General features: G+C 74.1%; 20 protein-coding genes and 1 tRNA gene. 11 read left to right on the top strand and 10 right to left on the bottom strand.

Going from position 1 to position 23,228, the window contains the following annotated elements; all coding sequences use genetic code 11:
* The first annotated feature begins 14 nt into the window (after positions 1-14).
* Both selA and selB read left to right on the top strand, forming a co-directional pair.
* The gene (gene selA / locus ACH9EU_RS16595; RefSeq protein ID WP_396415010.1) at positions 15-1,343 is read left to right on the top strand and encodes an L-seryl-tRNA(Sec) selenium transferase; all 1,329 of its coding nucleotides are present in this window, start codon (positions 15-17) and stop codon (positions 1,341-1,343) included.
* Entirely contained in the window at positions 1,340-3,154 is a 1,815-nt protein-coding gene (gene selB / locus ACH9EU_RS16590) for a selenocysteine-specific translation elongation factor (RefSeq protein ID WP_396415009.1), read from the top strand. Before selA ends, selB begins: the two co-directional genes overlap by 4 nt.
* 236 nt (positions 3,155-3,390) lie before the next feature.
* On the opposite strand, the gene ACH9EU_RS16585 is transcribed toward selB, so the two are convergent.
* Positions 3,391-3,663 (bottom strand): hypothetical protein, encoded by a 273-nt coding sequence (locus tag ACH9EU_RS16585; protein WP_396415008.1) that lies wholly within the window; start codon positions 3,661-3,663, stop codon positions 3,391-3,393.
* 296 nt (positions 3,664-3,959) lie between these two features.
* Here ACH9EU_RS16585 and ACH9EU_RS16580 point away from each other — a divergent pair, with 296 nt between their 5' ends.
* A complete protein-coding gene (locus ACH9EU_RS16580; protein WP_396415007.1) occupies positions 3,960-4,244 on the top strand; it encodes a hypothetical protein in 285 nt (94 codons plus the stop codon).
* Between the two features lie 138 nt (positions 4,245-4,382).
* Here the strand turns inward: ACH9EU_RS16580 and ACH9EU_RS16575 are convergent, their stop codons facing one another.
* Complete coding sequence (locus ACH9EU_RS16575; protein ID WP_396415006.1) at positions 4,383-5,216, bottom strand: amidohydrolase family protein; 834 nt, start codon at positions 5,214-5,216, stop codon at positions 4,383-4,385.
* Between the two features lie 93 nt (positions 5,217-5,309).
* Positions 5,310-5,382, bottom strand: a tRNA-Lys gene (locus tag ACH9EU_RS16570).
* 131 nt (positions 5,383-5,513) lie between these two features.
* Here ACH9EU_RS16570 and glsA point away from each other — a divergent pair.
* The 4 genes from glsA to ACH9EU_RS16550 all read left to right on the top strand — a co-directional run bounded on the left by glsA (position 5,514) and on the right by ACH9EU_RS16550 (position 10,007).
* Positions 5,514-7,385: a glutaminase A gene (gene glsA / locus ACH9EU_RS16565; protein WP_396415005.1), complete on the top strand. Its 1,872-nt coding sequence runs from the start codon at positions 5,514-5,516 to the stop codon at positions 7,383-7,385.
* Between the two features lie 43 nt (positions 7,386-7,428).
* Positions 7,429-8,073 (top strand): hypothetical protein, encoded by a 645-nt coding sequence (locus tag ACH9EU_RS16560; protein ID WP_396415004.1) that lies wholly within the window; start codon positions 7,429-7,431, stop codon positions 8,071-8,073.
* 299 nt (positions 8,074-8,372) lie between these two features.
* Entirely contained in the window at positions 8,373-8,987 is a 615-nt protein-coding gene (locus ACH9EU_RS16555; protein ID WP_396415003.1) for a DUF47 domain-containing protein, read from the top strand.
* Between the two features lie 6 nt (positions 8,988-8,993).
* Positions 8,994-10,007 carry an inorganic phosphate transporter gene (locus ACH9EU_RS16550; protein WP_396415002.1) on the top strand — a complete coding sequence of 338 codons (1,014 nt, stop codon included), beginning with the start codon at positions 8,994-8,996 and terminating at the stop codon, positions 10,005-10,007.
* 71 nt (positions 10,008-10,078) lie between these two features.
* Here ACH9EU_RS16550 and pstB read toward each other — a convergent pair whose 3' ends face one another.
* The 4 genes from pstB to pstS all read right to left on the bottom strand — a co-directional run bounded on the left by pstB (position 10,079) and on the right by pstS (position 14,313).
* Positions 10,079-10,858, bottom strand: coding sequence for a phosphate ABC transporter ATP-binding protein PstB (gene pstB, locus ACH9EU_RS16545; RefSeq protein ID WP_396415001.1), 780 nt, complete (start codon positions 10,856-10,858; stop codon positions 10,079-10,081).
* Positions 10,859-10,940: 82 nt separating this feature from the next.
* Positions 10,941-12,074 carry a phosphate ABC transporter permease PstA gene (pstA, locus tag ACH9EU_RS16540; protein WP_396415000.1) on the bottom strand — a complete coding sequence of 378 codons (1,134 nt, stop codon included), beginning with the start codon at positions 12,072-12,074 and terminating at the stop codon, positions 10,941-10,943.
* Positions 12,074-13,030 carry a phosphate ABC transporter permease subunit PstC gene (gene pstC, locus ACH9EU_RS16535; RefSeq protein ID WP_396414999.1) on the bottom strand — a complete coding sequence of 319 codons (957 nt, stop codon included), beginning with the start codon at positions 13,028-13,030 and terminating at the stop codon, positions 12,074-12,076. Before pstC ends, pstA begins: the two co-directional genes overlap by 1 nt.
* Before the next feature lie 173 nt (positions 13,031-13,203).
* Positions 13,204-14,313: a phosphate ABC transporter substrate-binding protein PstS gene (gene pstS, locus ACH9EU_RS16530; RefSeq protein WP_396414998.1), complete on the bottom strand. Its 1,110-nt coding sequence runs from the start codon at positions 14,311-14,313 to the stop codon at positions 13,204-13,206.
* Between the two features lie 340 nt (positions 14,314-14,653).
* On the opposite strand from pstS, the gene ACH9EU_RS16525 reads away from it, so the two are divergent.
* Positions 14,654-15,802 carry an FUSC family protein gene (locus ACH9EU_RS16525; RefSeq protein WP_396414997.1) on the top strand — a complete coding sequence of 383 codons (1,149 nt, stop codon included), beginning with the start codon at positions 14,654-14,656 and terminating at the stop codon, positions 15,800-15,802.
* Between the two features lie 147 nt (positions 15,803-15,949).
* Here the strand turns inward: ACH9EU_RS16525 and ACH9EU_RS16520 are convergent, their stop codons facing one another.
* Complete coding sequence (locus tag ACH9EU_RS16520; RefSeq protein ID WP_396414996.1) at positions 15,950-17,923, bottom strand: HNH endonuclease signature motif containing protein; 1,974 nt, start codon at positions 17,921-17,923, stop codon at positions 15,950-15,952.
* A gap of 336 nt (positions 17,924-18,259) precedes the next feature.
* Here ACH9EU_RS16520 and radA point away from each other — a divergent pair, with 336 nt between their 5' ends.
* The gene (gene radA / locus ACH9EU_RS16515; RefSeq protein ID WP_396414995.1) at positions 18,260-19,687 is read left to right on the top strand and encodes a DNA repair protein RadA; all 1,428 of its coding nucleotides are present in this window, start codon (positions 18,260-18,262) and stop codon (positions 19,685-19,687) included.
* Positions 19,688-19,694: 7 nt separating this feature from the next.
* A complete protein-coding gene (gene disA, locus ACH9EU_RS16510) occupies positions 19,695-20,771 on the top strand; it encodes a DNA integrity scanning diadenylate cyclase DisA (protein WP_396414994.1) in 1,077 nt (358 codons plus the stop codon).
* 58 nt (positions 20,772-20,829) lie between these two features.
* On the opposite strand, the gene ACH9EU_RS16505 is transcribed toward disA, so the two are convergent.
* On the bottom strand, positions 20,830-21,561 hold the full coding sequence (locus ACH9EU_RS16505) for a hypothetical protein (RefSeq protein ID WP_396414993.1): 732 nt from the start codon (positions 21,559-21,561) through the stop codon (positions 20,830-20,832).
* 25 nt (positions 21,562-21,586) lie between these two features.
* Between ACH9EU_RS16505 and ACH9EU_RS16500 the strand changes: the two genes are divergently transcribed.
* Entirely contained in the window at positions 21,587-22,573 is a 987-nt protein-coding gene (locus tag ACH9EU_RS16500) for an A/G-specific adenine glycosylase (RefSeq protein WP_396414992.1), read from the top strand.
* On the opposite strand, the gene ACH9EU_RS16495 is transcribed toward ACH9EU_RS16500, so the two are convergent.
* Positions 22,557-23,090, bottom strand: a complete 534-nt coding sequence (locus tag ACH9EU_RS16495; RefSeq protein ID WP_396414991.1) for an amino-acid N-acetyltransferase — start codon at positions 23,088-23,090, stop codon at positions 22,557-22,559. The two genes, ACH9EU_RS16500 and ACH9EU_RS16495, sit on opposite strands and share 17 nt — an antisense overlap.
* Between the last annotated feature and the right edge of the window lie 138 nt (positions 23,091-23,228).

Here is a 23,228-nt window from a genome sequence, read left to right as displayed (position 1 = left end):
GACGAGGAGGAACTGTGGCCCAGGACGACCCGCGTCGTCTGATCCCGCGCACGGACCAGCTCCTGGGCCTGCCGCCCGTCCGCCGGGCCCGCGGCCGCCTGAGCGACGGGGTCGTCCGGTCGCTGGTGCGCGAGGTCCAGGACCGGGCCCGCCGCGGCGACATCGGTCCCGGTGACGTGGAGCCGGAGGTCCTGGCCGCGCTCGCGGCCCGCTCCGCGACGACGCTGAGGCCGGTGCTCAACGCCACCGGGGTGGTCGTCCACACCAACCTGGGGCGGGCGCCCCTCTCCCCCGCCGCCGTCGAGGCGCTGGTCTCGGCCGCCGGGTACGTCGACGTGGAACTCGACCTGCGGACCGGCAGCCGGTCCCGGCGCGGCGCCGCCGCCCGGGCGGCGCTGCTGGCCGCGTGCCCGGCCGCGGAGGACGCGCTGGTCGTCAACAACGGCGCCGCCGCGCTGGTGCTGGCCACCACGGCGCTGGCGGCGGGCCGGGAGGTCGTCGTCAGCCGCGGCGAGCTCGTCGAGATCGGGGCCGGCTTCCGGCTGCCGGAGCTCATCGAGTCCACGGGCGCCCGGCTGCGCGAGGTGGGCACGACTAACCGGACGCACCTGCGGGACTACGAGGACGTCGTCGGCCCGGAGACCGGGTGCCTGCTCAAGGTGCACCCGAGCAACTTCCGGGTGGAGGGCTTCGTCTCGGCCGTCGGCCTGAGCGGGCTCCGGCCCCTGGCCCGGGAGCACGGGGTGCCGCTCGTGGCCGACCTCGGCAGCGGACTGCTCGCCCCGGACCCGCTGCTGCCCGCGGAGCCGGATGCCGCGACCGCGCTCGCGGACGGCGCCGACGTCGTCATCGCCAGCGGGGACAAGCTGCTGGGCGGCCCGCAGGCGGGCCTGCTGCTCGGCCGGCCGGAGGTCCTCGCCCGGATCGCCGCCCAACCGCTGGCCCGCGCGGTGCGGGCCGACAAGCTGACCCTGGCGGCGCTCGAGGCGACGCTGACCGGCGGCACCCCACCCGTCGTGCACGCGCTGCACGCGGACCCGGACGAGCTCCGGCGCCGCGCCGAACGGCTCGCGGCGGCCGTCGGCGCACCCGTGGTCGCCCACGACGGCCGGGTCGGCGGTGGCGGAGCCCCCGGCGTGCCCCTGCCGGGCTGGGCCGTGCGGCTGCCCGAGGCGGTGGCCCCGGTGCTGCGCACCGGGGACCCCGCGGTGCTCCCCCGGGTCCACGACCACGCCTGCCTGCTCGACCTGCGCTGCGTGCCGGAGCGGGAGGACGACCGGCTGCTCGCCGCCGTGCGCGCGGCCCTCGACGCGGTCGCCGACGACGCGGCCCCGGCCCGATGACCGGTCACGTCGTCGCCACGGCCGGCCACGTCGACCACGGCAAGAGCACCCTGGTGCGCGCCCTCACCGGGATGGAGCCCGACCGGTGGGAGGAGGAGCGCCGCCGGGGCCTGACCATCGACCTCGGCTACGCCTGGACGACGCTGCCCTCGGGACGCGACGTCGCCTTCGTGGACGTGCCGGGTCACGAGCGGTTCCTCGGCAACATGCTGGCCGGGCTCGGTCCGGCCCCCGTCGTGTGCTTCGTCGTCGCCGTCGACGAGGGGTGGCAGGCTCAGTCCGGTGACCACCGGGACGCCGTCGCCGCCCTCGGCATCGAGCACGGCGTCCTGGTGCTCACCCGGGCCGACCGGGCGCCCGGGCGCGCGGAGGGCGTACTGGCACAGGCGCGCGCGGAGCTGTCCGGGACGGGACTGCGGGACGCGCCGGCCGTCACCGTGTCCGCCGTCGAGGGCACGGGCCTGGACGAGCTCCGCACCGCGCTCGACGACGTCCTGGCCCGGTCCGCCGCGCCCGCCACGGGACGGCTGCGGCTGTGGGTGGACCGGGCCTTCACGATCGCCGGCTCCGGCACCGTGGTGACCGGCACGCTCGCCACCGGGACGATCGCCCAGGGCGACCGGCTGAGCCTGCTGGGCCACGAGGGGGCGCGGCCGGTGGTCGTCCGGGGGCTGCAGAGCCGCAACACGCGGCAGGCCTCCCTGGAGCCGGTCACCCGCGTGGCGCTGAACCTCCGCGGCGTCCCGGCGCACGACGTCCGGCGCGGGGACGCGCTGGTCACGCCCGGGACGTGGCCGGTCACCGGTGTCCTCGACGTCCGCCGCGCCTCGGGCGCCGCGTTCCCCGACGCACCCGAGCAGCTCCTCGTCCACGCCGGCACCGCGGCCGTGCCCGCCCGCCTGCGCCCGTTCGACGACGACCACGCCCGGCTCACCCTCGACCGGCCCCTGCCCCTCGTCCTCGGGGACCGGCTGGTGCTGCGCCACCCCGGCAGCCGGTCGGTGCTCGGCGGGGCGCTCGTGCTCGACGCCGATCCGCCGGCCCTGGACCGGCGCGGTGACGCCGCCCGCCGGGCGGACCGCCTCGCCCGGATGGACCCGGGCGGCGACGTCCTCGTCGAGGTGGCCCGCCGCGGCGCCGTGCAGCGGCAGCTGCTGACCCGGCTCGGCCTGCTGCCGGCCGACGACGCCGACGAGCACGGCACGACCGCTCCGCCCGCCGACGTGCGCGTGCTCGGCGACTGGTGGGTGCACGCACCGCTCCTCGAGTCCTGGCAGCAGCGGCTGCGCACGGCCGTGGAGGAGCTGCACGCGCGCGACCCGCTGGCGGCGGGCCTCTCCCGGGGCGCCGCCGTCGACCTGCTCGCGCTGCCGGACGCCGGGCTCGTGGACGCCGTGGTCCACGGCGCGGGACTCGAGCAGGAGGCCGGCAGGATCCGCTCCCCGCAGCACCGAGGGCACCTCGGCGCGGCCGAGAGCGCCGTGGCCGCGCTGGAGCGGCGGCTCGGGGCCGAGCCGTTCCGCGCGCCCGAGGCCGACGAGCTGACGGGGCTCCGCCTGGGCGCCCGGGAACTCGCCGCCGGCGAGCGCAGCGGGCGCCTGCTGCGGCTGCGGGACGGCGTGGTGCTGCTGCCCACTGCTCCCGCGCTGGCGATGCGCGAGCTCGCCGGCCTGCCGCAGCCCTTCACCACGAGTCAGGCGCGCCAGGCCCTCGGCACCACCCGGCGCGTGGCGGTCCCGCTGCTGGAGCACCTGGACACCCGCGGCTGGACGCGGCGGATCGACGCCGGCCACCGCACGGTGGTGCGCTGACCCCCGCACCGGGGGCCCGCTCCACGGCCACCTCGTCGCCCGCGGCGTGGCCGACGGACGCCGTGACCGGATCCACGGCACCCGCACCGGCCCAGCCGGGTCCGGAGTCCGTGCCCACGCCCTCCGAGCAGCTCGCGGGGCCACAGCCCCGGGACGGCGCCCCGCAGCAGCTGCGGCACAGGGCCGAGCCCCCACCCGGGCGGGTGGGGGCTCGGCCCTGCGGATTCCTTCGGGCGCTACTCGGTCCCGGCGTAGTCGTCCAGCTGCCGGCTGCCACCGGCGTACTCGTCCACGTCCACGAGGATCGCGGCCCCGGAGTGCACCCCGTGCAGGGCGATCGTCAGGTCCTGGAGGTCGCCGTCGGTGAGGGGCGCCGTCGGCAGGTCGAGGGCGTAGCGGGCGACGCCGGCCACGGGGACGGGGGTGATGTGGGCGGAGCCCGCGGCGAGGTCCACCACGGTGGGGACGCCGGGATCCGGGAGGGCTCCGGCGGCAGGCAGGTCGTTCATGGGACTTCTTTCGGTTGCGGCCCGGACCCTCCGAGGAGAGCGGGGCGTGGCGCAGGACGACCGTCCCCGGGGAGGGCGGGAGGGCGTGGGGTCTGCCGTTCCGGGTGGAATTCCGGAGCTGATCGATGCTACCAACACGTCGACCGGCACCGCCCCCGGAGTCGCCGCATGACGTGCACCCGGAACCCGGCCTGTGTCAAATCCGGCGCAACACACCGACGCCGGAGGCAGACAACGGCTCTGACATGCATAAACATAGACAGTGCCCCCATTTCCCCCCATTGGAAGGCACCCCCATGCACGAGAACACCGCTCTCGTCCCCCGACCCCGCTGGGCCACCCGCCAGGAGCTGACCGACCCGGAGACCGTCACGAACTCCCGGGAGCTGCCCGCCTGGTCCGTGGCGGGACCGGCGCCCGTGGCGCTCCTGGAGACCTGGGAGGTCATCAGCACACCGGTCGGCACCTACGCCCACCCGGACGGCCCGATCCTGCACATCGGCCACGAGGCCTGGACGGTCGCCCAGGCGCGGGTGCTGCGCGACCGGATCGACGAGGCCCTCCGCATGCTCGACCAGTAGCGTTCCGCACCCCGGCAGGCACCGCCGGGCCCAGCGAGGCGGACGCCCCGTCCGTCCCCGTCGTCCCGCCGGCCCCGGCGCGGGCGCACGCTCGGGGATGCCCCCCCGTCACCGGGCCGGCCGCCACGGGACCGGCCGTCACGGGGTCGAGGGGCCGCGGGGTCCCTGCCGCCCGTAGAAGGCGGCCGCGTTGCCCCAGAGCACGCCGTGGAGGTGCTCCGGCGGGACCACGCGCCGGACGAGGTCCAGGTCCGCGTCCGCGAAGGGGCGCGCCGCGCGGGTGGAGGGCAGATCGGTGCCGACCATCAGCGCCGTGGGATCGACGGCCAGGACGGCGGCCACGGCCCGGGCCGGGTCGAGCCGGACGCGGCCGAACCCGGTGGCCTTGACCTTGACCCCGCGCTCGACGAGCGGGAGCAGGTCCGGGAGTCCGTCCTCGTGGAGCCCGAGGTGGTCGATGCTGACCGCCGGCAGGCGTGCGAGAGTTCCGGACAGCTGGGGGAGGTCCCGGGAGTCGATGTAGAGCTCGGCGTGCCACCCGGCCACCTCGTGCACCCGCCGGGCGAGCCGGTCCAGCTGCTCCGGGGTCACGGAGCCTCCGCGGCGGACGTTGAACCGCACCGCCCGCACCCCCGCGGCGTCGAGCGCGAGGATCTCCTGGTCGGTGACGCTCCCGGGAAGCTGCGCGACCCCGGCCCAGCCCGGCCCGAGGCGCTCGAGCGCCGCCACGAGCCAGGTCCGGTCGAAGCCCTGGAACGACCCGGCCACGACCGCGCCGCCGGCGATGCCCAGTCCGGCTGTCCGCCGCAGGTACTGCTCCACCGTGAACGCCGGCGGAAGGTAGCCGTCGTTCTCCACCAGGGGGAACGCCGGGTCGATGATGTGCAGGTGGGCGTCGAACACCGGGCCGAGGGGTTGCTGCCGGTCCACGGCATCGGCCGCTACGGGCACCGGCACGGAATCCTTCTTCACGATCTCCCCCTCCGTGGCCCGGCGGCAGGCCGGAGGCCGCACGGGAGAGGCCGCCGGCCCCCGGCATCCCGGGGCCGGCGGCCTCGACGGCGGTGGGCCCCGTGGGGCTCGAACCCACGACCCATGGATTAAAAGTCCACTGCTCTACCAACTGAGCTAGAGGCCCGTGCTCCCCGGCGGGCACGACCGGTCCGGAGCGGGCACCACTCTACCGCACGGGTCCGGGGACCGCGCCGGAACGGCGCCCCGGCGCCTACAGTGGCTCTGAGCCCCGCCACGCCGACCGGAGGACACACCGTGCCGCATCCCAGCACCGAGGAGGAGGATCGGGCCGAGACGAAGCTCTTCGGCCCCTCCGCCGTCACCGACCGCCTCCGGGAGGTGGTCGAGCAGCTGCGGGAGGAGCGGGGCGGGGCGCCGTCGTCGTCCGTCCCCGCGCTCGCGGACGCCGACCCCGAGCTGTTCGGGGTTGTCATCGCCACCGCCGACGGCCACGTGTACGAGGCCGGCAGCACGCGCCACGAGTTCAGCATCCAGTCGATCTCCAAGGCCTTCACCTACGCGCTGGCCGTCGAGGACCTGGGGGCGGAGGCCGTGCACGCCAAGATCGACGTGGAGCCCAGCGGGGACGCCTTCAACGAGATCTCCCTCCAGCCCGGCACCGGGCGCCCCGCCAACCCGATGATCAACGCCGGCGCCATCGCCGCCACGTGGCTCGTCCCGGACAGCGAGCACGACCTGCGCCGGGACCGGATCCGGGACGCCTACTCCCGGTGCGCCGGCCGGGACCTGGCCATCAGCCCCGAGGTCCTCGCCCAGGAACGCGCCGCCGGGGACCGCAACCGCGCGCTCGGCTACCTCCTGGCCTCCGCGGGGATCATCGAGGAGGACCCCGCCCAGGCCCTCGAGGACTACTTCGCCCAGTGCTCGGTGCTCGTGACCTGCCGCGACCTCGCGCTCATGGGCGCCACCCTCGCCAACGGCGGGACCAACCCCCTCACGGGCGAGGAGGTCTTCTCCGGCAGCACCGTCTCCAGGGTGCTGTCCCTGATGAGCTCCTGCGGCATGTACGACGACGCCGGCGAGTGGATGGTGCGCGTGGGCCTGCCCGCCAAGTCCGGGGTCGGTGGCGGCATCGTCGCCGTCCTGCCCGGGGAGCTGGCCGTGGCCACGTTCTCCCCCGCCCTGGACCGGCACGGCAACAGCGTCCGCGGCGTGCTCGCGTGCGAGCGGCTCTCCCAGGACCTCGGGCTGCACTTCGCCCACACGGCGCGCGTGGCACGCTCCACGGTGCGCGCCGTCTACCCCATCGACCAGTGCCCCTCACTGGTCCGCCGCAACGCCGAGGCCGAGGCGGTCCTGGTGGAGCACGGGCGCGACGCCGTCGTCGTCGAGCTCCAGGGCGACCTCATGTTCAGCGGGACCGAGACCGCGGTGCGCACGGTGCGGGAGGTCGCGCTGGAGGCCTCCCACGTGGTCGTGGACCTGCGCCGGGTGGACGTGGCGGCCCACTACACGGTGCCGCTGCTGGCCCGCACCCGGGAGGAGCTCCACGCGGCCGGGCGAACGGTCGTGGTGGTGGCCACCGACCCGGAGCTCACCGGCTCCTTCCCGGGCGATCCTCCGCTCGAGGTCTTCCCGAGCCGCGCCGCGGCCGTCAAGCGGGTGGAGGACGCACTGCTCCGGGAGCACGGCGGACCGGCCTGCACGCCGTCCCGGGTCGAGCCCGCGGAGTCCGAGCTGCTCTCGCGGCTGGAGCCGGCCGACGCCCGCGCCCTGGGCGCCCTCACCGTGGAACGGGCGTGGCGTGCGGGCGAGAACATCCTGCGCGCGGGGCAGAACTTCGCGGGGATCCACCTGATCGTCCGCGGCGACGTCTCGATGTCCGTGCAGGCGCCCGCGGGGGAACGGGTCGAGCTGCAGGTCCTCGGTCCCGGGACGAGCTTCGGCGAGCTGGCCCTGGGCACCGGCGGCAAGCAGCGGGAGACCCTCAGCGCGCTCACGGACGTCACCGCCGGCGTGCTCGTCCCGGAGACCCTCGCGGAGCTCGAGGAGCAGGACCCGCCGCTGGCGCTGCGGCTGTGGCGGGCCCTCGCCCAGGACGGCTTCGAACGCACCGACCAGCAGTGGCGGGACGCGGCCGTGCACGCCTCGTCCCAGGACTGGTGAGGGGACCGTGGCCCCCGGGGAGCCGCCACCGTACCCTGGAGCCATGAGCGAAGCGCCCCGCCACCACAAACCGGTGAAGTTCTCGCCGGAGCAGTTCGAGGACCACGAGGGCGGGCCCGACCCGGCCCGGGTGTCGGAGGCCGCGCACCTGTCGGCCCACGCCCTCGTGGTCCGCGGGCGGGCCAGCGACGATCCCGAGATCAGCCGGCGGCTCATCGAGCTGACCGACGAGCAGGGGCTCGAGGGCATCGCCGAGATGTGGGCCGAGGCCCCCGCGGTGTCCCTGCCCGGCGCGCTGTGGCGGCTCTACGCCCTGCGGGCCGCGGTCCGCAAGGACCCGGTGCGCATGGGCCGGTACTTCGCGGCGGGCCGCGGCACCGCCCAGGTCTCCCACGTGGTCGCCGGCGTGGCCGAGCCTCCCGGGGCGGAGGAGATCACCACGATGGCGGACGCGATCCTGTCGGGGGCGTTCAACGGGGAGTTCGACATCGCCCTGGACCGGTTCGCGGCGTTCTGCCGGGTGATCGCCCTGGGCCGGATCCGCACCGCCGACACCGGCCGGATGCCCGCCGTCGCTCCTGGCGGGCATCCCGGGGCGGGCACCGTGGCCCTCACCCAGCGCCTCGAGCGCACTGCCGAGGAGCTCGAGGCCGCGGCCCTGGCCTGGCGCCACGGCCACCTGGACTGAGCTCCCGCACCTCCCGGAGCCCCCGGCCGTCCCGTCGCGTCCCCGGGCACGGTGCCCGGCCCCGGACTTGGCCTCCGGGAGACGTCGACTACCATGGACGCAGGTGCCGGGCCGCGGCAGCCCCGGGCTCCATCTCAAAGCCGCTACGAGCGGCCTTCCGCCGAGAGGCGCTCCCGGTCCGGCACCGCCCTCCGTGTCCTGATCCGGCGCCGTGCGTGCGCCAGGGGGCGGCCCGTGCCCGCCGCCGTGAACTCGCCGTGCTCCGCGGAGCTCGTCCCGACGCCCAGGATGGTCAACAGATGGCGCTTCGCATCTTCCCCGAGGACGGGCTCGTCCTCGACCTGCTGGCCGACATGTCGGCGCAGGTCACCGAGTCCGTGCGGCTGCTCGCCGAGATGCTCGGTGCCCCGGAGGCCGACAGCGCGACGCTCGACGCGGTGCGCGAGTGCGAGGCGCGCTCGACGGACCTCTACTTCTCGGTCATGACGACCGTCCGCTCCACGTTCGTGATCCCCATTCCCCGCCAGGACGTGTACGTGCTGGGGCACTGGCTCAACAAGGCCGCGGAGGAGCTGCTGGCCCTCGCGGAGGCCCACGTCGCCTACGGGCTCTCCCGGCCGCCCTCCTACGCCACCGACCAGCTGGCGGTGATCGTGCGGATGTCCGAGCTGACCACGCGGGCCATGCGGAACCTCAGCAGCTTCGAGGGCCTCGACGACTACTGGTACGAGATGCTCCGGCTCGGCAAGCAGTCCGAGCGCATCTACCAGCTGCACATGGCCCACCTGCTGGAGAACCACAAGGCCCTCGCCGCCCTGCGCCGCGAGCGCGCCGTCGAGCGGTTCGCGGCGGCGGCCCGGGCCCTCACGCGCGTCTCCACCGAGGTGGGCCGCATCGTCGTGGCGGAGTCCTGAGCCGCGGTGCTGGTGCTGCTCACGGTCCTGGGCCTTCTCCTGGCCGCCGCCCACACCGTGGTGAACGGTTTCCACGACGCGCCCAACGCCCTGGCGCTGCCCGTGCGCTCGAGGGCACTGACCCCGAAGGTCGGGCTGGTGTTCACCGCGCTCATGAACGCGGCAGGGGTCTTCGCGGCCGGCTGGCTGCTCACCGACTGGGTGCTCACCTCGGCACCCGTGCCTCTGAACGTGGTGGGCTCCGCCGTGCTGGTGTGCTCGCTGCTGAGCACCATCGGGTGGAACCTGCTGACGTGGTGGTTCGGCATGCCGTCGTCGTCGACCACGGCGCTGGCGGGCGGGCTGCTCGGCGCGCTGCTGGGGGCCCGCGCCGTGGACCTGTACGCGCACGATCCGCCCGTGTCCGGGGTGCTCGCCCAGATCGGGGTCCCCCTCCTGGTGGCGCCGCTGGTGGCCTACGCCGTCGCCTGGACGCTGGTGCTGCTCCTCCTGCACGTCCTGCGCCACTCCGAGCCGGCGACCACGACCTTCCGTTCCCAGCTGGTCCAGGCCACCGGTGCCGCGGCCATCGCCTTCGGCCACGGCATCCACCACGGCCGCCGGGCCGCGTGGATCTACGCCACCCTGCTGCTCTGCGCCGGGGCGCCGGTGGCGGCCGGGCGCACGGCCCCGTGGATCCTGGCGCTGGTCGCGGCGGGACTGGCCCTGGGCACCCTGGGTGGCGGATGGCGGATCGCCTACACCCTCTCCTCGCGCATGGTGACCATCGACCCCTTCCGCGGCGCGGTGGCCCAGGGCGTCGCCGGAACCCTCCTCTTCCTGGGCGGGACCCTCGTCCCCGTGGCGATGTCCACGTCCCAGACCACCGCCGCGGCGATCCTGGGGGCCGGACGGCAGCAACGCTTCCACACCGTGCACATGCGGGTCGTCCTGCGCGTCCTCGGCGTGTGGGCGCTCACCGTGCCGGCGTGCGGACTGATCTCCGCGACGCTGCTGCTGGCGATCTCCCCCCTGCTGTAGCCCGGGCCCGGGGGCCCGGCCCGGACGCGCCGCCGGCAGCGGGTGCGCCCGTCGTCGTGCGGAGGGACTGCTCAGCCGAAGCGGCCGGACACGTAGTCCTCGGTCTGCTTCTCCCGGGGGTTGCTGAAGATCTCCGAGGTGGCACCGTACTCGATGAGCTTGCCGGGCTTGCCGGTGCCCGCGATGTTGAAGAACGCCGTGCGGTCCGAGATGCGGGCGGCCTGCTGCATGTTGTGGGTCACGATGACCACCGTGTAGTCCTGCTTCAGCTCGTTGATCAGGTCCTCGATCGCCAGCGTGGAGATCGGGTCGAGCGCGGAGGCCGGCTCGTCCATCAGGATGACCTCGGGCTTGACGGCGATGGCACGGGCGATGCAGAGGCGCTGCTGCTGCCCGCCGGAGAGGCTCGAGCCCGGCTTGTCCAGCCGGTCCTTGACCTCGTTCCAGAGGTTCGCGCCCTTCAGGGAGCTCTCCACCAGCGCGTCGGCGTCCGAGCGGGAGATGCGCTTGCTGTTGAGCTTCACGCCCGCGAGCACGTTGTCCCGGATGGACATGGTGGGGAAGGGGTTGGGCCGCTGGAAGACCATCCCGATCATCGAGCGCACCACCACGGGGTCCACGCCGGGGCCGTAGAGGTCCTCGTCGTCGAGGAGGACCTTGCCCTCCGCCCGGGCGCCGGGGATGACCTCGTGCATCCGGTTGAGGGTGCGCAGGAAGGTGGACTTGCCGCAGCCGGACGGGCCGATGAACGCGGTCACCGACCGGGCGTCGATCCCCATGCTGACGTCCTCGACCGCCAGGAAGTCGCCGTAGTAGACGTTGAGGTTCTCGACGTCGATTCGCTTGGACATGTTGGGTTCCTTGCTTCTTTCTCGCGGGCGTGCACGCGCGGGTGCTTGCGGGGAGTCGGTGCGGGATGAGCCGGGGCCCTGCTCAGCGGCCCCCGGTCTTCGGGGCGAAGGCCCGGGCCACCAGCCGGGCGAGCAGGTTGAGCAGCATCACGATGAGGATGAGGATCAGCGCGGCCGCCCACGCGCGCTGCTGGGAGGGATCAGGGTTGGTCGGGGACGTCGGCGTGAGGATCTGGTAGTAGATGAACGTCGGCAGGGTCGTCATCCATCCGGAGAACGAGTTCCAGTTGATGGAGGTCGCGAATCCCGCGGTCACGAGCAGCGGCGCGGTCTCGCCGATCACGCGGGCGATCGCCAGCGTGACCCCGGAGGCGATCCCGGAGATCGCCGTGGGGATCACGACCTTGAGGATCGTCCGCCACTTGCGCACGCCCAGGGCGTAGGAGGCCTCGCGCAGCTCGTTGGGGACGATCTTGAGCATCTCCTCGGTGTTCTTCACGACCGTGGGGATCATCAGCACCGTCAGCGCCACGGCCGCCACGAAGCCGAACCGGGCGGACGGGCCCAGGAGCAGCCCGAAGAGCGCGGCCGCGAAGAGACCCGCCACGATCGAGGGGATCCCGGTCATGACGTCCACGAAGAACGTGATCGCCCTGCCGAGCCAGCCGCCCCGCGAGTACTCCACGAGGTAGATCGCGGTGAGCAGTCCGATCGGCACCGACATGAGCGTGGCCCAGAAGGTGATCGACACGGTCCCGACGATCGCGTGGTAGGCCCCGCCCAGCACGGGCCCCTCACCGGCCGCCGCGGCGTTGTCCGTGGCACCGGTCACCCCGTTCATGGAGGTCAGCAGCAGGTTGGAGGTCATGCCCGGGAGCCCGTTGGCGAGCACGGTCCAGATCACCGAGACGAGCGGGACCACGGCGAGGACGAAGGCCGTGTGCACGAGGTAGGTCATGAGGGAGTCGGCGCCCTTGCGCCCGCCCTCGACCGCGGTCACGGCGACCGGGGCGGCCACCAGGAAAAGGCCCGCAGCCAGGACGGCCCACAGGGCCGTGGAGAATCCGATCAGGGCGGCCAGGGCCGCGCCCACGACGACGGCGGCGCCGGCGATCACGGGAACCAGCCACGCGGGCTTCTGGTTGCGGGTCAGGGTGGGCCGCCGGCTCGACGGGCCCGGTGCGGAGGTCTGTGGACGGAGGGCTGCGGTCGGCATCAGTTGGCTCCCGAGAATTCCTTGTAGCGGGCGATGATGGCGCGGGCGATCATGTTCACCACGAGGGTGATGAGGAACAGGATCAGGCCGGCCGCGATCAGCTCGGAGAGCCGCAGGCCGTAGGCCTCCGGGAAGTTGAGCGCGATCTCCGCGGCGATCGTCTGGTTGCCGGAGCGGATGAGGGACGCGGTGAGCGGGCCGCCCGACAGGACGAGGGCCACGGCCATGGTCTCGCCCAGCGCCCGGCCGAGGGCCAGCATCACCGAGGAGATGATCCCGGGGCGGGCGAACGGCAGCACCGTCATCCGGATCATCTCCCACCGGGTCGCGCCCAGGGCCAGGGCGGCCTCCTCGTGGAGCTTGGGCGTCTGGATGAAGATCTCCCGGGACATCGCCGTGATGATCGGGAGGATCATGATGGCCAGGACGATCCCCACCGTGAGCATGGTCTTGCCGGTTTGGGAGGCGGGCCCGCTGAATATGGGGATGAAGCCGAGGTTCGTGGAGGCCCAGGCGTAGAACGGCACCAGGGCGGAAGCCAGGACCGTCGTGCCCCAGGCGCCGTAGATGACCGAGGGGATGGCCGCCAGCAGGTCGATCACGTAGCCGACGGGCTTGGCGATCCGTGCCGGCGCGTAGTGCGAGATGTACAGGGCCACGAGCACTCCGATCGGCGTGGCGATCACGAGGGCGATCACCGCCGCGACGACCGTGCCGAGGACCATGGGCCAGATGTAGGACCAGAAGCCGGCCCCGCCCGTGATCTCCTCCGCCGGAGCCTGGAACGTGGGCAGGGCCTCCATCAGGAGGAACAGTGCGACGGCCGCGAGCGACGCGAGGATCAGCACCCCCGCCCCGAGGCTGAGCCCGGAGAAGACGGAGTCCCCGGCCCGGCCGCCGGCCGAGGCGTCCGTGGTGAGCCCGGCGGACTTCCGGGTGGTGACGTTCGTGGACATGTCGTGGGCCCCTTCGATTGCCTGGAACGAGCCGCGCCGGACGGGATCAGGCCCGGCGCGGTGGTCCGGTGACGCGCCTCACGCTACAGGCGCCACACACAGAAATGTCCCGTCCGGCGCGGGAGGGGGCTCGAGAGCCCCTTCCCGCGCCGGACGGGATCAGCGGATCCTGATCAGCCGGCCACGGTGATCTGGTCGATCGCCTCCTGCGCCCGGGTGCGCAGCTCCTCGGACATCGGAGCGGATCCGGCCGCCTCGGCGGCCGTCTGCTGGCCCTCCTCGCTGATCACGTACTCGCCGAAGGCCTTCGCCAGGTCGGCGGTCTCCTGGGAGTCGTACTGCGGGCAGAAGATCTCGTACGAGACGAGGACGACCGGGTAGGAACCCGACTCGGTGGTGTCACGGGCCAGGTCCATGGCCATGTCGTACTCCGCGCGGCCCTCGACCGGGGTCGAGGCCTCCACGGCCGCCGACGCGGCCTCCGGGGAGTACTCGACGTACTCCTCGCCGACCTTCACCGCCACCGTGCCCAGATCGCCCACCACGGAGGCGTCGGCGTAGGTGATCGCGCCTTCGGTCGAGCTCGTCGACTGGACGACACCGGCGTTGCCCTTGTTGTTCTCCGCGGCCCACTGGGACGGCCAGTTGCCGGAGACCTCCTCGGTCCACACCTCGGGCGCGGCCGCGGCGAGGTACTCCTGGAAGTTCTCGGTGGTGCCGGACTCGTCGTTGCGGTGCACCACGGTGATCGGGGTGTCCGGCAGGTCGGCCTCGGGGTTCTGCTCGGCGATCGCCGGGTCGTTCCAGGTGCTGATCTCGCCGGTGAAGACCTTGGCGACGGTCTCGCCGTCCATGTTCACCGTGTCGACGCCGGGCAGGTTGAAGGCGATGGCGATCGGGGAGATGTAGGCCGGGACGTGGAACGCGCCCTCGGGGCCGCAGACCTCCTTGGAGGCCTCGTACTCCTCGTCGTCGAGGTAGGCGTCCGAGCCGGCGAAGTTCGTGCCGCCGGCCACGAATGCCTCGCGCCCGGCCCCGGACCCGTCCGGGGAGTACTGCACCGTGGCCTCGGGGTTGGCCTCCTGGAAGCCGTTGATCCACGCGGTCATGGCGGCGTTCTGGGCCGACGAACCGCTGCCGGTCAGGGTGCCGGAGACGCCCGAACCGGAGCCGTTCTCCGTGCCGGAGCCCTCTCCGGTGGCATTGTCGGAACCGCACGCGGTGAGCGCGAGCGTGCCGATGGCCAGGACGGCGGCGGAACGGCCGAGGTGGGAAACCTTCACTTGTAAGCCCCTTCGAAATTCACTGTGGCGGCCCGTCGACGGGCCGTGGTCCAACGCGGGCCGGGGAGTCCCCGGGCCGGCACAAGAGGTGGATCTGCGGTGCGGTCGCGAACCTCTCGGACAGAGACGCTAGGGACCGCAGGTAGCCAGATTGACCCGCCGAGGTGAACGCAGGGTGAACACGACCGGGCCGGCGGCGGCGGAGTAGCGGATCTCACATCGGAGCCCCGGCCGTCCCGGGCCGCCGGGGCCGCCCCGCCCGCTCCGGCCGTGACACCGGCCCGGACCGCCGGTCCGCACCGCGGAGGGGCTTCGTGCGGGACTCGCCTAGGATGATCCCATGCAGCCAGGCAACCGCGCGCGAGCCGCGGCCCGTGCGTTGGGCAGCCGCAGCCGGGTGGGCCTGACCCGCGTGCGCACCGGGATCCTGCAGAGCTTCCAGATGACGGTCGCCGCCGTCGGCGCCTACGTGATCGCCGAGCAGCTGCTGGGCCACCACGGACCGATCTTCGCCGCCACCGCTGCCCTGGTGTCCCTGGGCTTCGCGAAGGGCGGTCTGCGGTACCGGAGGGTCCTCGAGGTCTCGATCGGGGTCACGCTCGGCATAGCCGTGGGCGACGGCCTCATCCACGTCCTCGGCGCCGGGGTGTGGCAGGCCGCCGTCGTGCTCATGACCTCGATCCTGCTCGCCCGCTTCCTGGACAACGGGGCACTGTTCACCACGCAGATGGGATTGCAGGCGGTGCTCGTGGTGCTTCTGCCGCCCTCCACGGACGGCGTGTTCGCCCGGTCCTCGGACGCCGTGGTGGGCGGTCTGTGCGCGCTCGCGATGGCCTATTTCGTCCCCACGGATCCGCGGCGCCAGCCGCGGGACGACCTCAGGGCGCTCGTCGACGAGTTCTCCGCGGTGCTGAGCGAGGCCGGGCGTGCCGTGGAGAACCACGACTCCACCGCGGCGTGGCACGCACTCGTGCGCTCCCGTCAGACGCAGCCGCTCGTGGACTCCGTGACGACAGGGCTCAAGGCGTCCCTCGAGATCGCCAGCGTCTCTCCCCTCTACCGCGGCAGTCGCGCGGAGATCGAGGAGATCGGGCACTCCACCCGGTACCTGGACCTCGCGGTGCGCAACGCCCGGGTCCTCACGCGTCGGCTCGCCTCGGTGCTCAGCCACGTGACGCTCTCCGACCGGGCCGTGGACTCCCTGACCGAGGCCCTCGACAACCTGGCGGACGCAGTCACCACTCTCGGCAACGCGCTGGCCGTCTCGGCGCCCGGATCCCGTGAGAGCTACCTGCGCCAGACCCGCAATGAGCTGGCCGATGTGGCCCGCCGCCTGCACCCCCGGACGATGGGCGTCCGAACCATGGAGGGCGAGGCTCTGGTGCTGGACATGCGGCCGATGGTCGTCGACCTGCTGGAGGCGGCCGGGATGACGCACGAGGAGGCGCTCGCCCAGCTGCCGCGTCTGGAGGACGGGGACCGGGTCTGAACCTGCGAGCCGGTCCGCGAACGAGTCGCTGTCGGCCACCCGTGGGGGAACACATCGACGCCGCGGGCCGCAGGGCCGAAGGACGAGACCGCGTCCCGGCCCCATCACCCGCGACGGCGGACCGGGCCGTGCCGCCGGCTGGTCGGTTCAGAAGGGTGGTGGTTCGTCCAGGGGCAGCGGGCCGGGGGGCAGGGGTGGCAGGTCCTCCGGCGGGGGCGGGTCCTCGCTGAACCGGTCGGGGGAGAGCGGGTCGTGGATCCTCACCGGGCTCAGCAGGGGGTGGTGGTGGTGCTGGGGGTAGGTGACGTGGATGCGTCCGGCCGGGGAGGTCCACTCCAGGACGCCTTCGGGTGTGGCCGGGTCGCGGTGGACGACGCGCCAGCGTCCGAGGGGGCCGTGGCGGTGCTTGAGCAGGTGGTGGGCCCGGCACAGGTGGGCGAGGTTGCCCGCGTCGGTGGTCCCGCCCTGGGCCCAGGCGATGGTGTGGTCGAGGTCGCAGCTTTCGGCGGCGCGGCGGCAGCCGGGGAAGCGGCAGGTGCCGTCGCGCAGGCGCAGCCGGCGCCGGAGGTCGGCGGGCACGGTGTAGGTGGTGCGGTCGTGCTCCAGGACGGTGCCGGTGACGGGGTGGGTGAGGACCCGGGTCCAGGTCGGGGCGGTGGCGGCGATCCGCGCGGCCACCTCCATCGGGATCGGCCCGTGCCCGGCCAGCTCCGCACAGCCGGTGGCCACCGGCAGACCCGCCGGCCACGCCCCCGCACCACCCGAATCCGCACCACCGGAGACCGCGCCGCCGGAGACCGCGCCCTGGGACCCCGCCGTGCCGGACCCCGCCGTGCCGGAGTTCGGGGGGCCGGACTTCGGGGGGCCGGAGTCCGCCGTGCTGGACCCCTCCGTACCGGACGTCGGGGGGCCGGAGTTCGTGGTGCCGGAGTTCGTGGTGCCGGGGAGCCCGGTGGGATCGGCGCCCCCGGGTGCGGATGCCCCGGGCGCCGGTTCTCCGGCCGGGGCTCCGGGGTGGGGTGCGGGGGTGGTGTGGGCGAGCAGGGCCAGGGCGGGCACGGTGAGCGTCACGTGGCCGCGGATCCCGCGCAGGTGCTCGGGCATCTGCGCCGGCTCCCCGGCCAGCAGGAGGTCCGCCAGCACGTCGGCGCGCAGCTGCCCCGCGGTCCGCGCCCCCGCGCCCTCGTCCAGGTCCTCGCCCCAGCCGCCGCCGGGGCCCGAGCCCAGGTCCGGACCGGGGCCGGCCGGGATCGGGGGCCGGGTGCCGGCCGGGATCGGGGGCCGGGTGCCGGCCGGGGCGGGGACCGGCTCCGGGGAGTCCTGGGGGTGCACCCGGGCGGCGATGACGCTCAACCGGTGATGGGCCGCGTGGGCGGTGGCCGCGTCCAGGATCGCGCACAACCGGGCCATCCCGTCCTCCTCGGCCTCCACCCACACCCGGCGCCGGCCCAGCGCCGCCCGGTGCCGGGCGGCCCCGGTGCCACCGGGCAGGCCGTCGCGCAGCCGCCGGGCCGCGGCCTTCAACTGGGCCACCGTGCTCACCGGCGCCCGCTCCAGCAGCTGCCCCACGACCTCGCGCACGGCCCCCACCGGCGGCCCCGGATCCGGGGCCCGGCTCAGCTGCCCACCCACCAGCTCCCGCCACAGCTCGGCGATGACCTCGGCCTGACGCACCCCGATCGTCCCGGCCTCCAGGGCGGCCAGGACATCCGGCAGGGACACGACCAGGATGATCGCCTGCTCCACCCGCCGGATCGCGGTCACCGCCGGCAGGTTCAGCCCCGGACCGATCTCCTCGGCCACCTCCAGCAGCGTCCGGTTCTCCAGCTCCGGCAAACGGCGCCCGAGCCGGCGGGCGCGGGCATTCAGCCACCGGGCCCGAGCGGCCCGATGGCGGGCGTGGGCGGCCTCCTGCAGCACCCACATCCGGTGGATCACCCGCACCTGCCGGCCCGCCGCCTCCGCCTCCGCCCTCGCCTGGCCCAGCAGCTCCACCGCCGCCTGCGCGTAGTCCTGCTCCAGGACCGCCAGGAACGGATCCTCCGGCAACAACTCCCCCGACAGGGGATCCCCCGGGAAAGGCTCCTCCGGCTCCCGCGGACCCTCAACGGTGGTGGTCATGCTCCATGATCCCCACCAGCTCCGACACCGTAAGACGTGGTGTCAGTCACAGGAACACCACCCCTGGCCGTCGCGGAGGTCGGCGTCCACGAGACCCCCGGCCCGGATCCGGAAGTACAAGGCCGGCCGGCTCGCGGCGGACGTGGACGGCTCTGCGGCAGGGATCCTGGGTACGGTCAGGTGCCCTCCCCGCGCCGCCGGGACGGGGTCGCCCGGCGCAGTGCTGCGCTCGCTGCACGGTCTCCGCACCACGTCTTGAGCCCGGTGGAGCCGACGTCCGCATCCCCTGCCCCAGCGATCCGTACGACGTCCGGGGCGGCCGCTAGCCTGGACGGCATGAGCACCCGCACCCGCCGCAACTCCCCCGCCTACCGCTGCACCGAGTGCGGCTGGAGCACCGCCAAGTGGGTGGGCCGGTGCGGGGAGTGCCAGGCCTGGGGCACCGTCGAGGAGATCGGGGAGCATCGGACCCGCACCACGGCCGCACGCTCGGCCGCCGAGCCGGCCCGGCCGATCGCGCAGGTGGACGCCACGGTGGCGACCTCGGCGCCGACCGGCGTGCCCGAGCTGGACCGGGTGCTGGGCGGTGGCCTGGTGCCGGGGGCGGTCGTGCTGATGGCGGGAGAGCCGGGGGTCGGGAAGTCGACCCTCCTGCTCGACGTCGCGGCGCGGTTCGCCGAAGGTGCCGCGGAGGGCCCCCGCGACGTCCTCTACGTCACGGGCGAGGAGTCCGCGGCTCAGGTGAAGCTGCGCGCCGACCGGATCGGCGCCGTGGCTCCCACCCTCTACCTCACCGCCGAGACGGACCTCGCCACCGCTCTCGGGCACGTCGAGAAGGTCTCGCCCCGTCTGCTCGTCGTCGACTCCGTGCAGACCCTGGGCAGCGCCGAGGTCGAGGGCTCCGCGGGCGGCGTCACCCAGGTCCGCGAAGTGGCCGCCTCCCTGATCGCCGCCGCCAAGAAGCGGAACATGACCACCCTGCTCGTGGGCCACGTGACCAAGGACGGCTCGATCGCCGGACCCCGCCTGCTCGAGCACCTGGTGGACGTCGTGTGCCAGTTCGAGGGCGAGAAGCACTCCCGGATCCGGTTGCTCCGCGCGGTGAAGAACCGCTACGGGCCCACGGACGAGGTCGGCTGCTTCGACCTGACCGAGACCGGGATCACGAGCGTCGAGGATCCGTCCGGGCTCTTCGTCTCGCGCACGGCCATGCCCGTGTCCGGGACGTGCCTGACCGTGACCCTCGAGGGCCGCCGCCCGCTGCTCGCCGAGGTCCAGGCGCTGCTGGACCGTTCCTCCACGGCCCAGCCCCGCCGCGCCACGGCCGGCCTCGACTCGTCCCGGGTGGCCATGCTGCTGGCCGTGCTGCAGCGGCGGGCCGGAGTGAACCTGGCCGGGCTGGACTGCTACGTCTCCACGGTCGGCGGGGTGAAGCTCACCGAGCCGTCCACGGACCTGGCCGTGGCCATGGCGCTGGCCTCCGCGGCCCAGGACCGCCCGCTGCCGCAACGCCTCGTCTGCTTCGGGGAGGTCGGCCTGGCCGGGGAGGTGCGTCCCGTCCCGGGAATCGGGCGCCGCATCCAGGAAGTGGCCCGCCTGGGCTTCACGCACGCCGTCGTGCCCGCGAGCTCGACCGGCCCCGGACCCGTACCACCCGGCTTCACCGTCCGGGAGGTGACCACCATCGGCGACGCCATGGAGCTGCTCTTCCCCCGGTCCTCCGCCGGTCCGGCGCCGAGGCGGCAGACCGCGGCGGCCGTATGATGTGACCGTGGCGAAGACCCCTGAGGACGCACTGCGCAAGACGCTGGCCCGCATCGCGCCGGGCACCGAGCTGCGCACGGGTCTCGAGCGGATCCTGCGCGGGCGCACCGGTGGGCTGCTGGTCCTGGGGTTCGACCGTTCCGTGGAATCCATCTGTTCCGGCGGCTTCGACATCAACACCGATTTCTCCGCGCCCAAACTGCGCGAGCTGGCCAAGATGGACGGCGCGATCATCTGCGACCGGGATGCCACCCGCATCCTCAAGGCGGGTGTCCAGCTCGTCCCGGACCCCTCGATCACGACCATGGAGTCGGGCACCCGGCACCGCTCCGCGGAGCGCACCGCCAAGGAGACGGACGTGCCCGTCATCTCCGTGAGCCAGTCCATGAGCGTCATCACCATCTACGTGGGCGGCACCCGCTACGCGATCGAGGGCTCCCAGTCGATCATGGCCCGCGCCAACCAGGCCCTGCAGACCCTGGAGCACTACAGCCACCGCATGGAGCAGGTGCTCGGCAACCTGTCGTCCCTCGAGATCGAGGCGTCCGTGACCGTGCGGGACGTGGCCTTGACCATGCAGCGCATGGAGATGGTGCGGAGGATCTCCTCGGAGATCGGCTGGTACGTGCTCGAGCTGGGCGTGGACGGCCGGCTCATCGCCCTGCAGCTCGAGGAGCTCACCGCGGGCACCGGCCCCGGGCCCGATGTCGTCCTGCGCGACTACCTGCCGGACGACACACCGGCGCAGGGCATCCAGGGCGGACTGGAGCGGCTCGCGGAGCTCACGCCCGCGGAACTCATCGACCTGCAGCGCATCGCGGTCTCGGTGGGCCTGATCGAGCCCCACAGCAGTCTCGAGACCGAGCTGCACCCCCACGGCTACCGGTTGCTCGAGGGCATCAAGTCGATGCCGCGGGCCGTGGCGAACCGTCTGGTCCGCCAGTTCGACGGCCTGCAGTCCCTCATGGCGGCCAATCTCGAGGATCTCAAGGCGGTGGAGGGCATCGGCGAGCAGCGGGCGCGCACGGTGCGCGAGTCCCTGTCCCGCATGGCCGAGACCAGTCTGCTCGAACGCTTCATGTGAGCGCGACCGGCGCCGCGGGCCGGTCCGGACCGCAGGACGGCGACACCGCCGGAGGGCCTCACTCCAGGACGAAGGGGGCCGGCTCGCTCGAGCGCTCCCCCAGGGAGACCACCAGGCGGTAGTACCCGGGCATCGCCTGTTCCCCGTCCGCCGGGCAGCCCTCGGCGCTGCGCGCGCCGTTCCACGTCAGCCGGGCACTGAGCTCCTGTTCCGGCTCGACGGTCACCTCGCGGTCCTCGGACCCTGCCTGGCAGTGCCGGCTGTCGAAGACGGAGTCCGAGCCCGAGCTGACCTCGTAGACCATCTGCGACGTGCCCGCATCGACCCGGCACGGGTCCTCTCCCGTGTTCTCCAGCGTGAGCACCAGGACGGGCTCGGCGTCCTGGGTGTAGGTGTCCCGGTCCGTGGACGCGCGGACGAGCAGCTCGGACCCGCACTCCTCGACCGGCTCCTCCGGCCGTGCCGACGCCGACGCGGTGGACGACGCGGTGGCCGACGCGTCCGGGTCCGGGCGGGGCGTGAAGTCCGCGAAGGGCTCCGGCGTGGTCGGGGCGGCGGACGGTGCCGGCGAGGCCGCCGCGGGGGTGGGCTCGGGCTCGTCGGAGCCCAGCATGGACGCCACCGCCTGGACCACGCCCACGGCCACGAGGACGAGCAGGACGCCGGCGGCCAGGGCGGCCATGATCCGGCGGCGCCGGTACACCTCCGGGCTCTCCCGCCGCGGGGGCCGCCGGTCGTCCCCGTCGTGAGAACCGCCCCGCGGCGTACCGCCCGCACCCTTCTGCACCATGCCCCCAAGGCTACAGTGGAGCACGATGAGCTCCGTTCCCGCCGGCCCCGTCCCGGGCCTCGACGTGCCCGCCTTCCACGAGTCCGTGACCCGGTGGTTCGACGACGCCGCCCGGGACCTGCCGTGGCGCCGCCCGGAGCGCACACCGTGGGAGGTCATGGTCAGCGAGTTCATGCTCCAGCAGACCCCCGTGGTGCGCGTGCTGCCCGTGTGGCGGGCCTGGATGCAGCGCTGGCCCCGCCCGGAGGACCTCGCCGCCGCGACCGCCGGCGAGGCGGTCCGGGCGTGGGGACGGCTCGGCTACCCGCGGCGTGCGCTGCGCCTGCACGCGACTGCCGCCGAGATCACCGGACGCCACGGCGGGGCGGTCCCGGCCCGGCACGACGAGCTGCTGGACCTGCCCGGCGTGGGCGCCTACACGGCGGCCGCGATCGCCGTGTTCGCCTTCGGGGACCGCCGCACCGTGGTGGACACCAACATCCGCCGCGTCCACGCACGGGTCGTGACGGGCCGGGCCCTGCCCTCCCGGTCGCTGACCGCCGCGGAGACCCGGCTGGCCGAGGAGCTGATGCCCGCCGACGACGCCCTGTCCGTGCGGTGGAACCAGGCCGTGATGGAGCTCGGGGCGCTGATCTGCACGGCCCGCGCTCCTCGTTGCGAGCGGTGCCCCGTGCGGAACGCGTGCGCCTGGGTCGCGGCGGGCCGGCCCGCTCCCGAGGAGGCCCCGCCGGGCCAGACGTGGCACGGCACCGACCGGCAGGTGCGCGGGGCGATCATGGCGGTGCTCCGGGCCGGGGCCGCGCCCGTGCCGTCACGGCACCTCACCGGCCCGGTGGACGTCACCGTCGGCGCCCCGGACCTCACCACGGTCCTCGACCCGGGGGCCCTGCGCGCGCTGGACGCCCTGCACGGGCTGGACGCCCCCGAGGAGCAGCGTCGGCGCGCCCTCGAGGGGCTGCTGAGCGACGGGCTCGCGGTGGAGGGGCCCGCGGGGGTCAGTCTTCCGGGCTGAGCTGGAGGATCATCCTGGTGTTGCCCAGGGTGTTCGGTTTGACCCGCGCGAGGTCGAGGTACTCGGCCACCCCTTCGTCGTGGGAGCGCAGCAGCTCGGCGAACACGTCCGGGTCCAGCTGCTCCTGGTTGGGCATCACCTCGAAGCCCTGCCGGCTGAAGAACTCGACCTCGAACGTCAGGCAGAACACGCGGGAGATCCCCACGGCCCGGGCCCGCTCGACGAGACCGGCCAGGAGCATGCGCCCCACCCCGCAACCGCGCCACGCCTCCGAGGTGGCGAGGGTCCGCACCTCGCCCAGGTCCTCCCACATGACATGCAGGGCGCCGCAGCCGACGAGCCGGGACGGACCGCCGTCGTCGTCGGGCGCCTCGACGACCAGGAACTCCTGGATGCCCTCGTAGTAGGCGACCGTGTCCTTGTTGATCAGCACTCCGGCCCTGGCCAGCGGCGCCACCAGCTCCTTGATCGCTGGGACGTCGGAGGTGCGCGCGGGGCGCAGGAGAAGGTCGGTCACGCCGCAAGTGTACGCTCGCGAACGCGAAGGCCCGGTTCCGGGGCGGCATGCGACAGCCCCCACTTCTGGGGACGAGGACGGGCCCCGGGAATGCGGAAGGACCCGCCGCGCGGAGCGCGGCGGGTCCTTCGGTGTCTC

The organism is Kocuria rhizosphaerae (assembly GCF_044462265.1).
GTDB lineage: Bacteria > Actinomycetota > Actinomycetes > Actinomycetales > Micrococcaceae > Kocuria > Kocuria rhizosphaerae.
The sequence above is the reverse complement of the archived record's forward strand: the minus strand, read 5'-3'. Positions and strand labels throughout refer to the sequence as shown.

Coding starts and splice junctions, on each gene's coding strand:
- selB (WP_396415009.1), top strand. CDS start 1,340: ATGACCGGTCACGTCGTCGCCACGGCCGGCCACGTCGACCACGGCAAG.
- ACH9EU_RS16585 (WP_396415008.1), bottom strand. CDS start 3,663: ATGAACGACCTGCCTGCCGCCGGAGCCCTCCCGGATCCCGGCGTCCCC.
- ACH9EU_RS16580 (WP_396415007.1), top strand. CDS start 3,960: ATGCACGAGAACACCGCTCTCGTCCCCCGACCCCGCTGGGCCACCCGC.
- ACH9EU_RS16560 (WP_396415004.1), top strand. CDS start 7,429: ATGAGCGAAGCGCCCCGCCACCACAAACCGGTGAAGTTCTCGCCGGAG.
- ACH9EU_RS16555 (WP_396415003.1), top strand. CDS start 8,373: ATGGCGCTTCGCATCTTCCCCGAGGACGGGCTCGTCCTCGACCTGCTG.
- pstB (WP_396415001.1), bottom strand. CDS start 10,858: ATGTCCAAGCGAATCGACGTCGAGAACCTCAACGTCTACTACGGCGAC.
- pstA (WP_396415000.1), bottom strand. CDS start 12,074: ATGCCGACCGCAGCCCTCCGTCCACAGACCTCCGCACCGGGCCCGTCG.
- pstC (WP_396414999.1), bottom strand. CDS start 13,030: ATGTCCACGAACGTCACCACCCGGAAGTCCGCCGGGCTCACCACGGAC.
- ACH9EU_RS16525 (WP_396414997.1), top strand. CDS start 14,654: ATGCAGCCAGGCAACCGCGCGCGAGCCGCGGCCCGTGCGTTGGGCAGC.
- ACH9EU_RS16520 (WP_396414996.1), bottom strand. CDS start 17,923: ATGACCACCACCGTTGAGGGTCCGCGGGAGCCGGAGGAGCCTTTCCCG.
- radA (WP_396414995.1), top strand. CDS start 18,260: ATGAGCACCCGCACCCGCCGCAACTCCCCCGCCTACCGCTGCACCGAG.
- ACH9EU_RS16505 (WP_396414993.1), bottom strand. CDS start 21,561: ATGGTGCAGAAGGGTGCGGGCGGTACGCCGCGGGGCGGTTCTCACGAC.
- ACH9EU_RS16500 (WP_396414992.1), top strand. CDS start 21,587: ATGAGCTCCGTTCCCGCCGGCCCCGTCCCGGGCCTCGACGTGCCCGCC.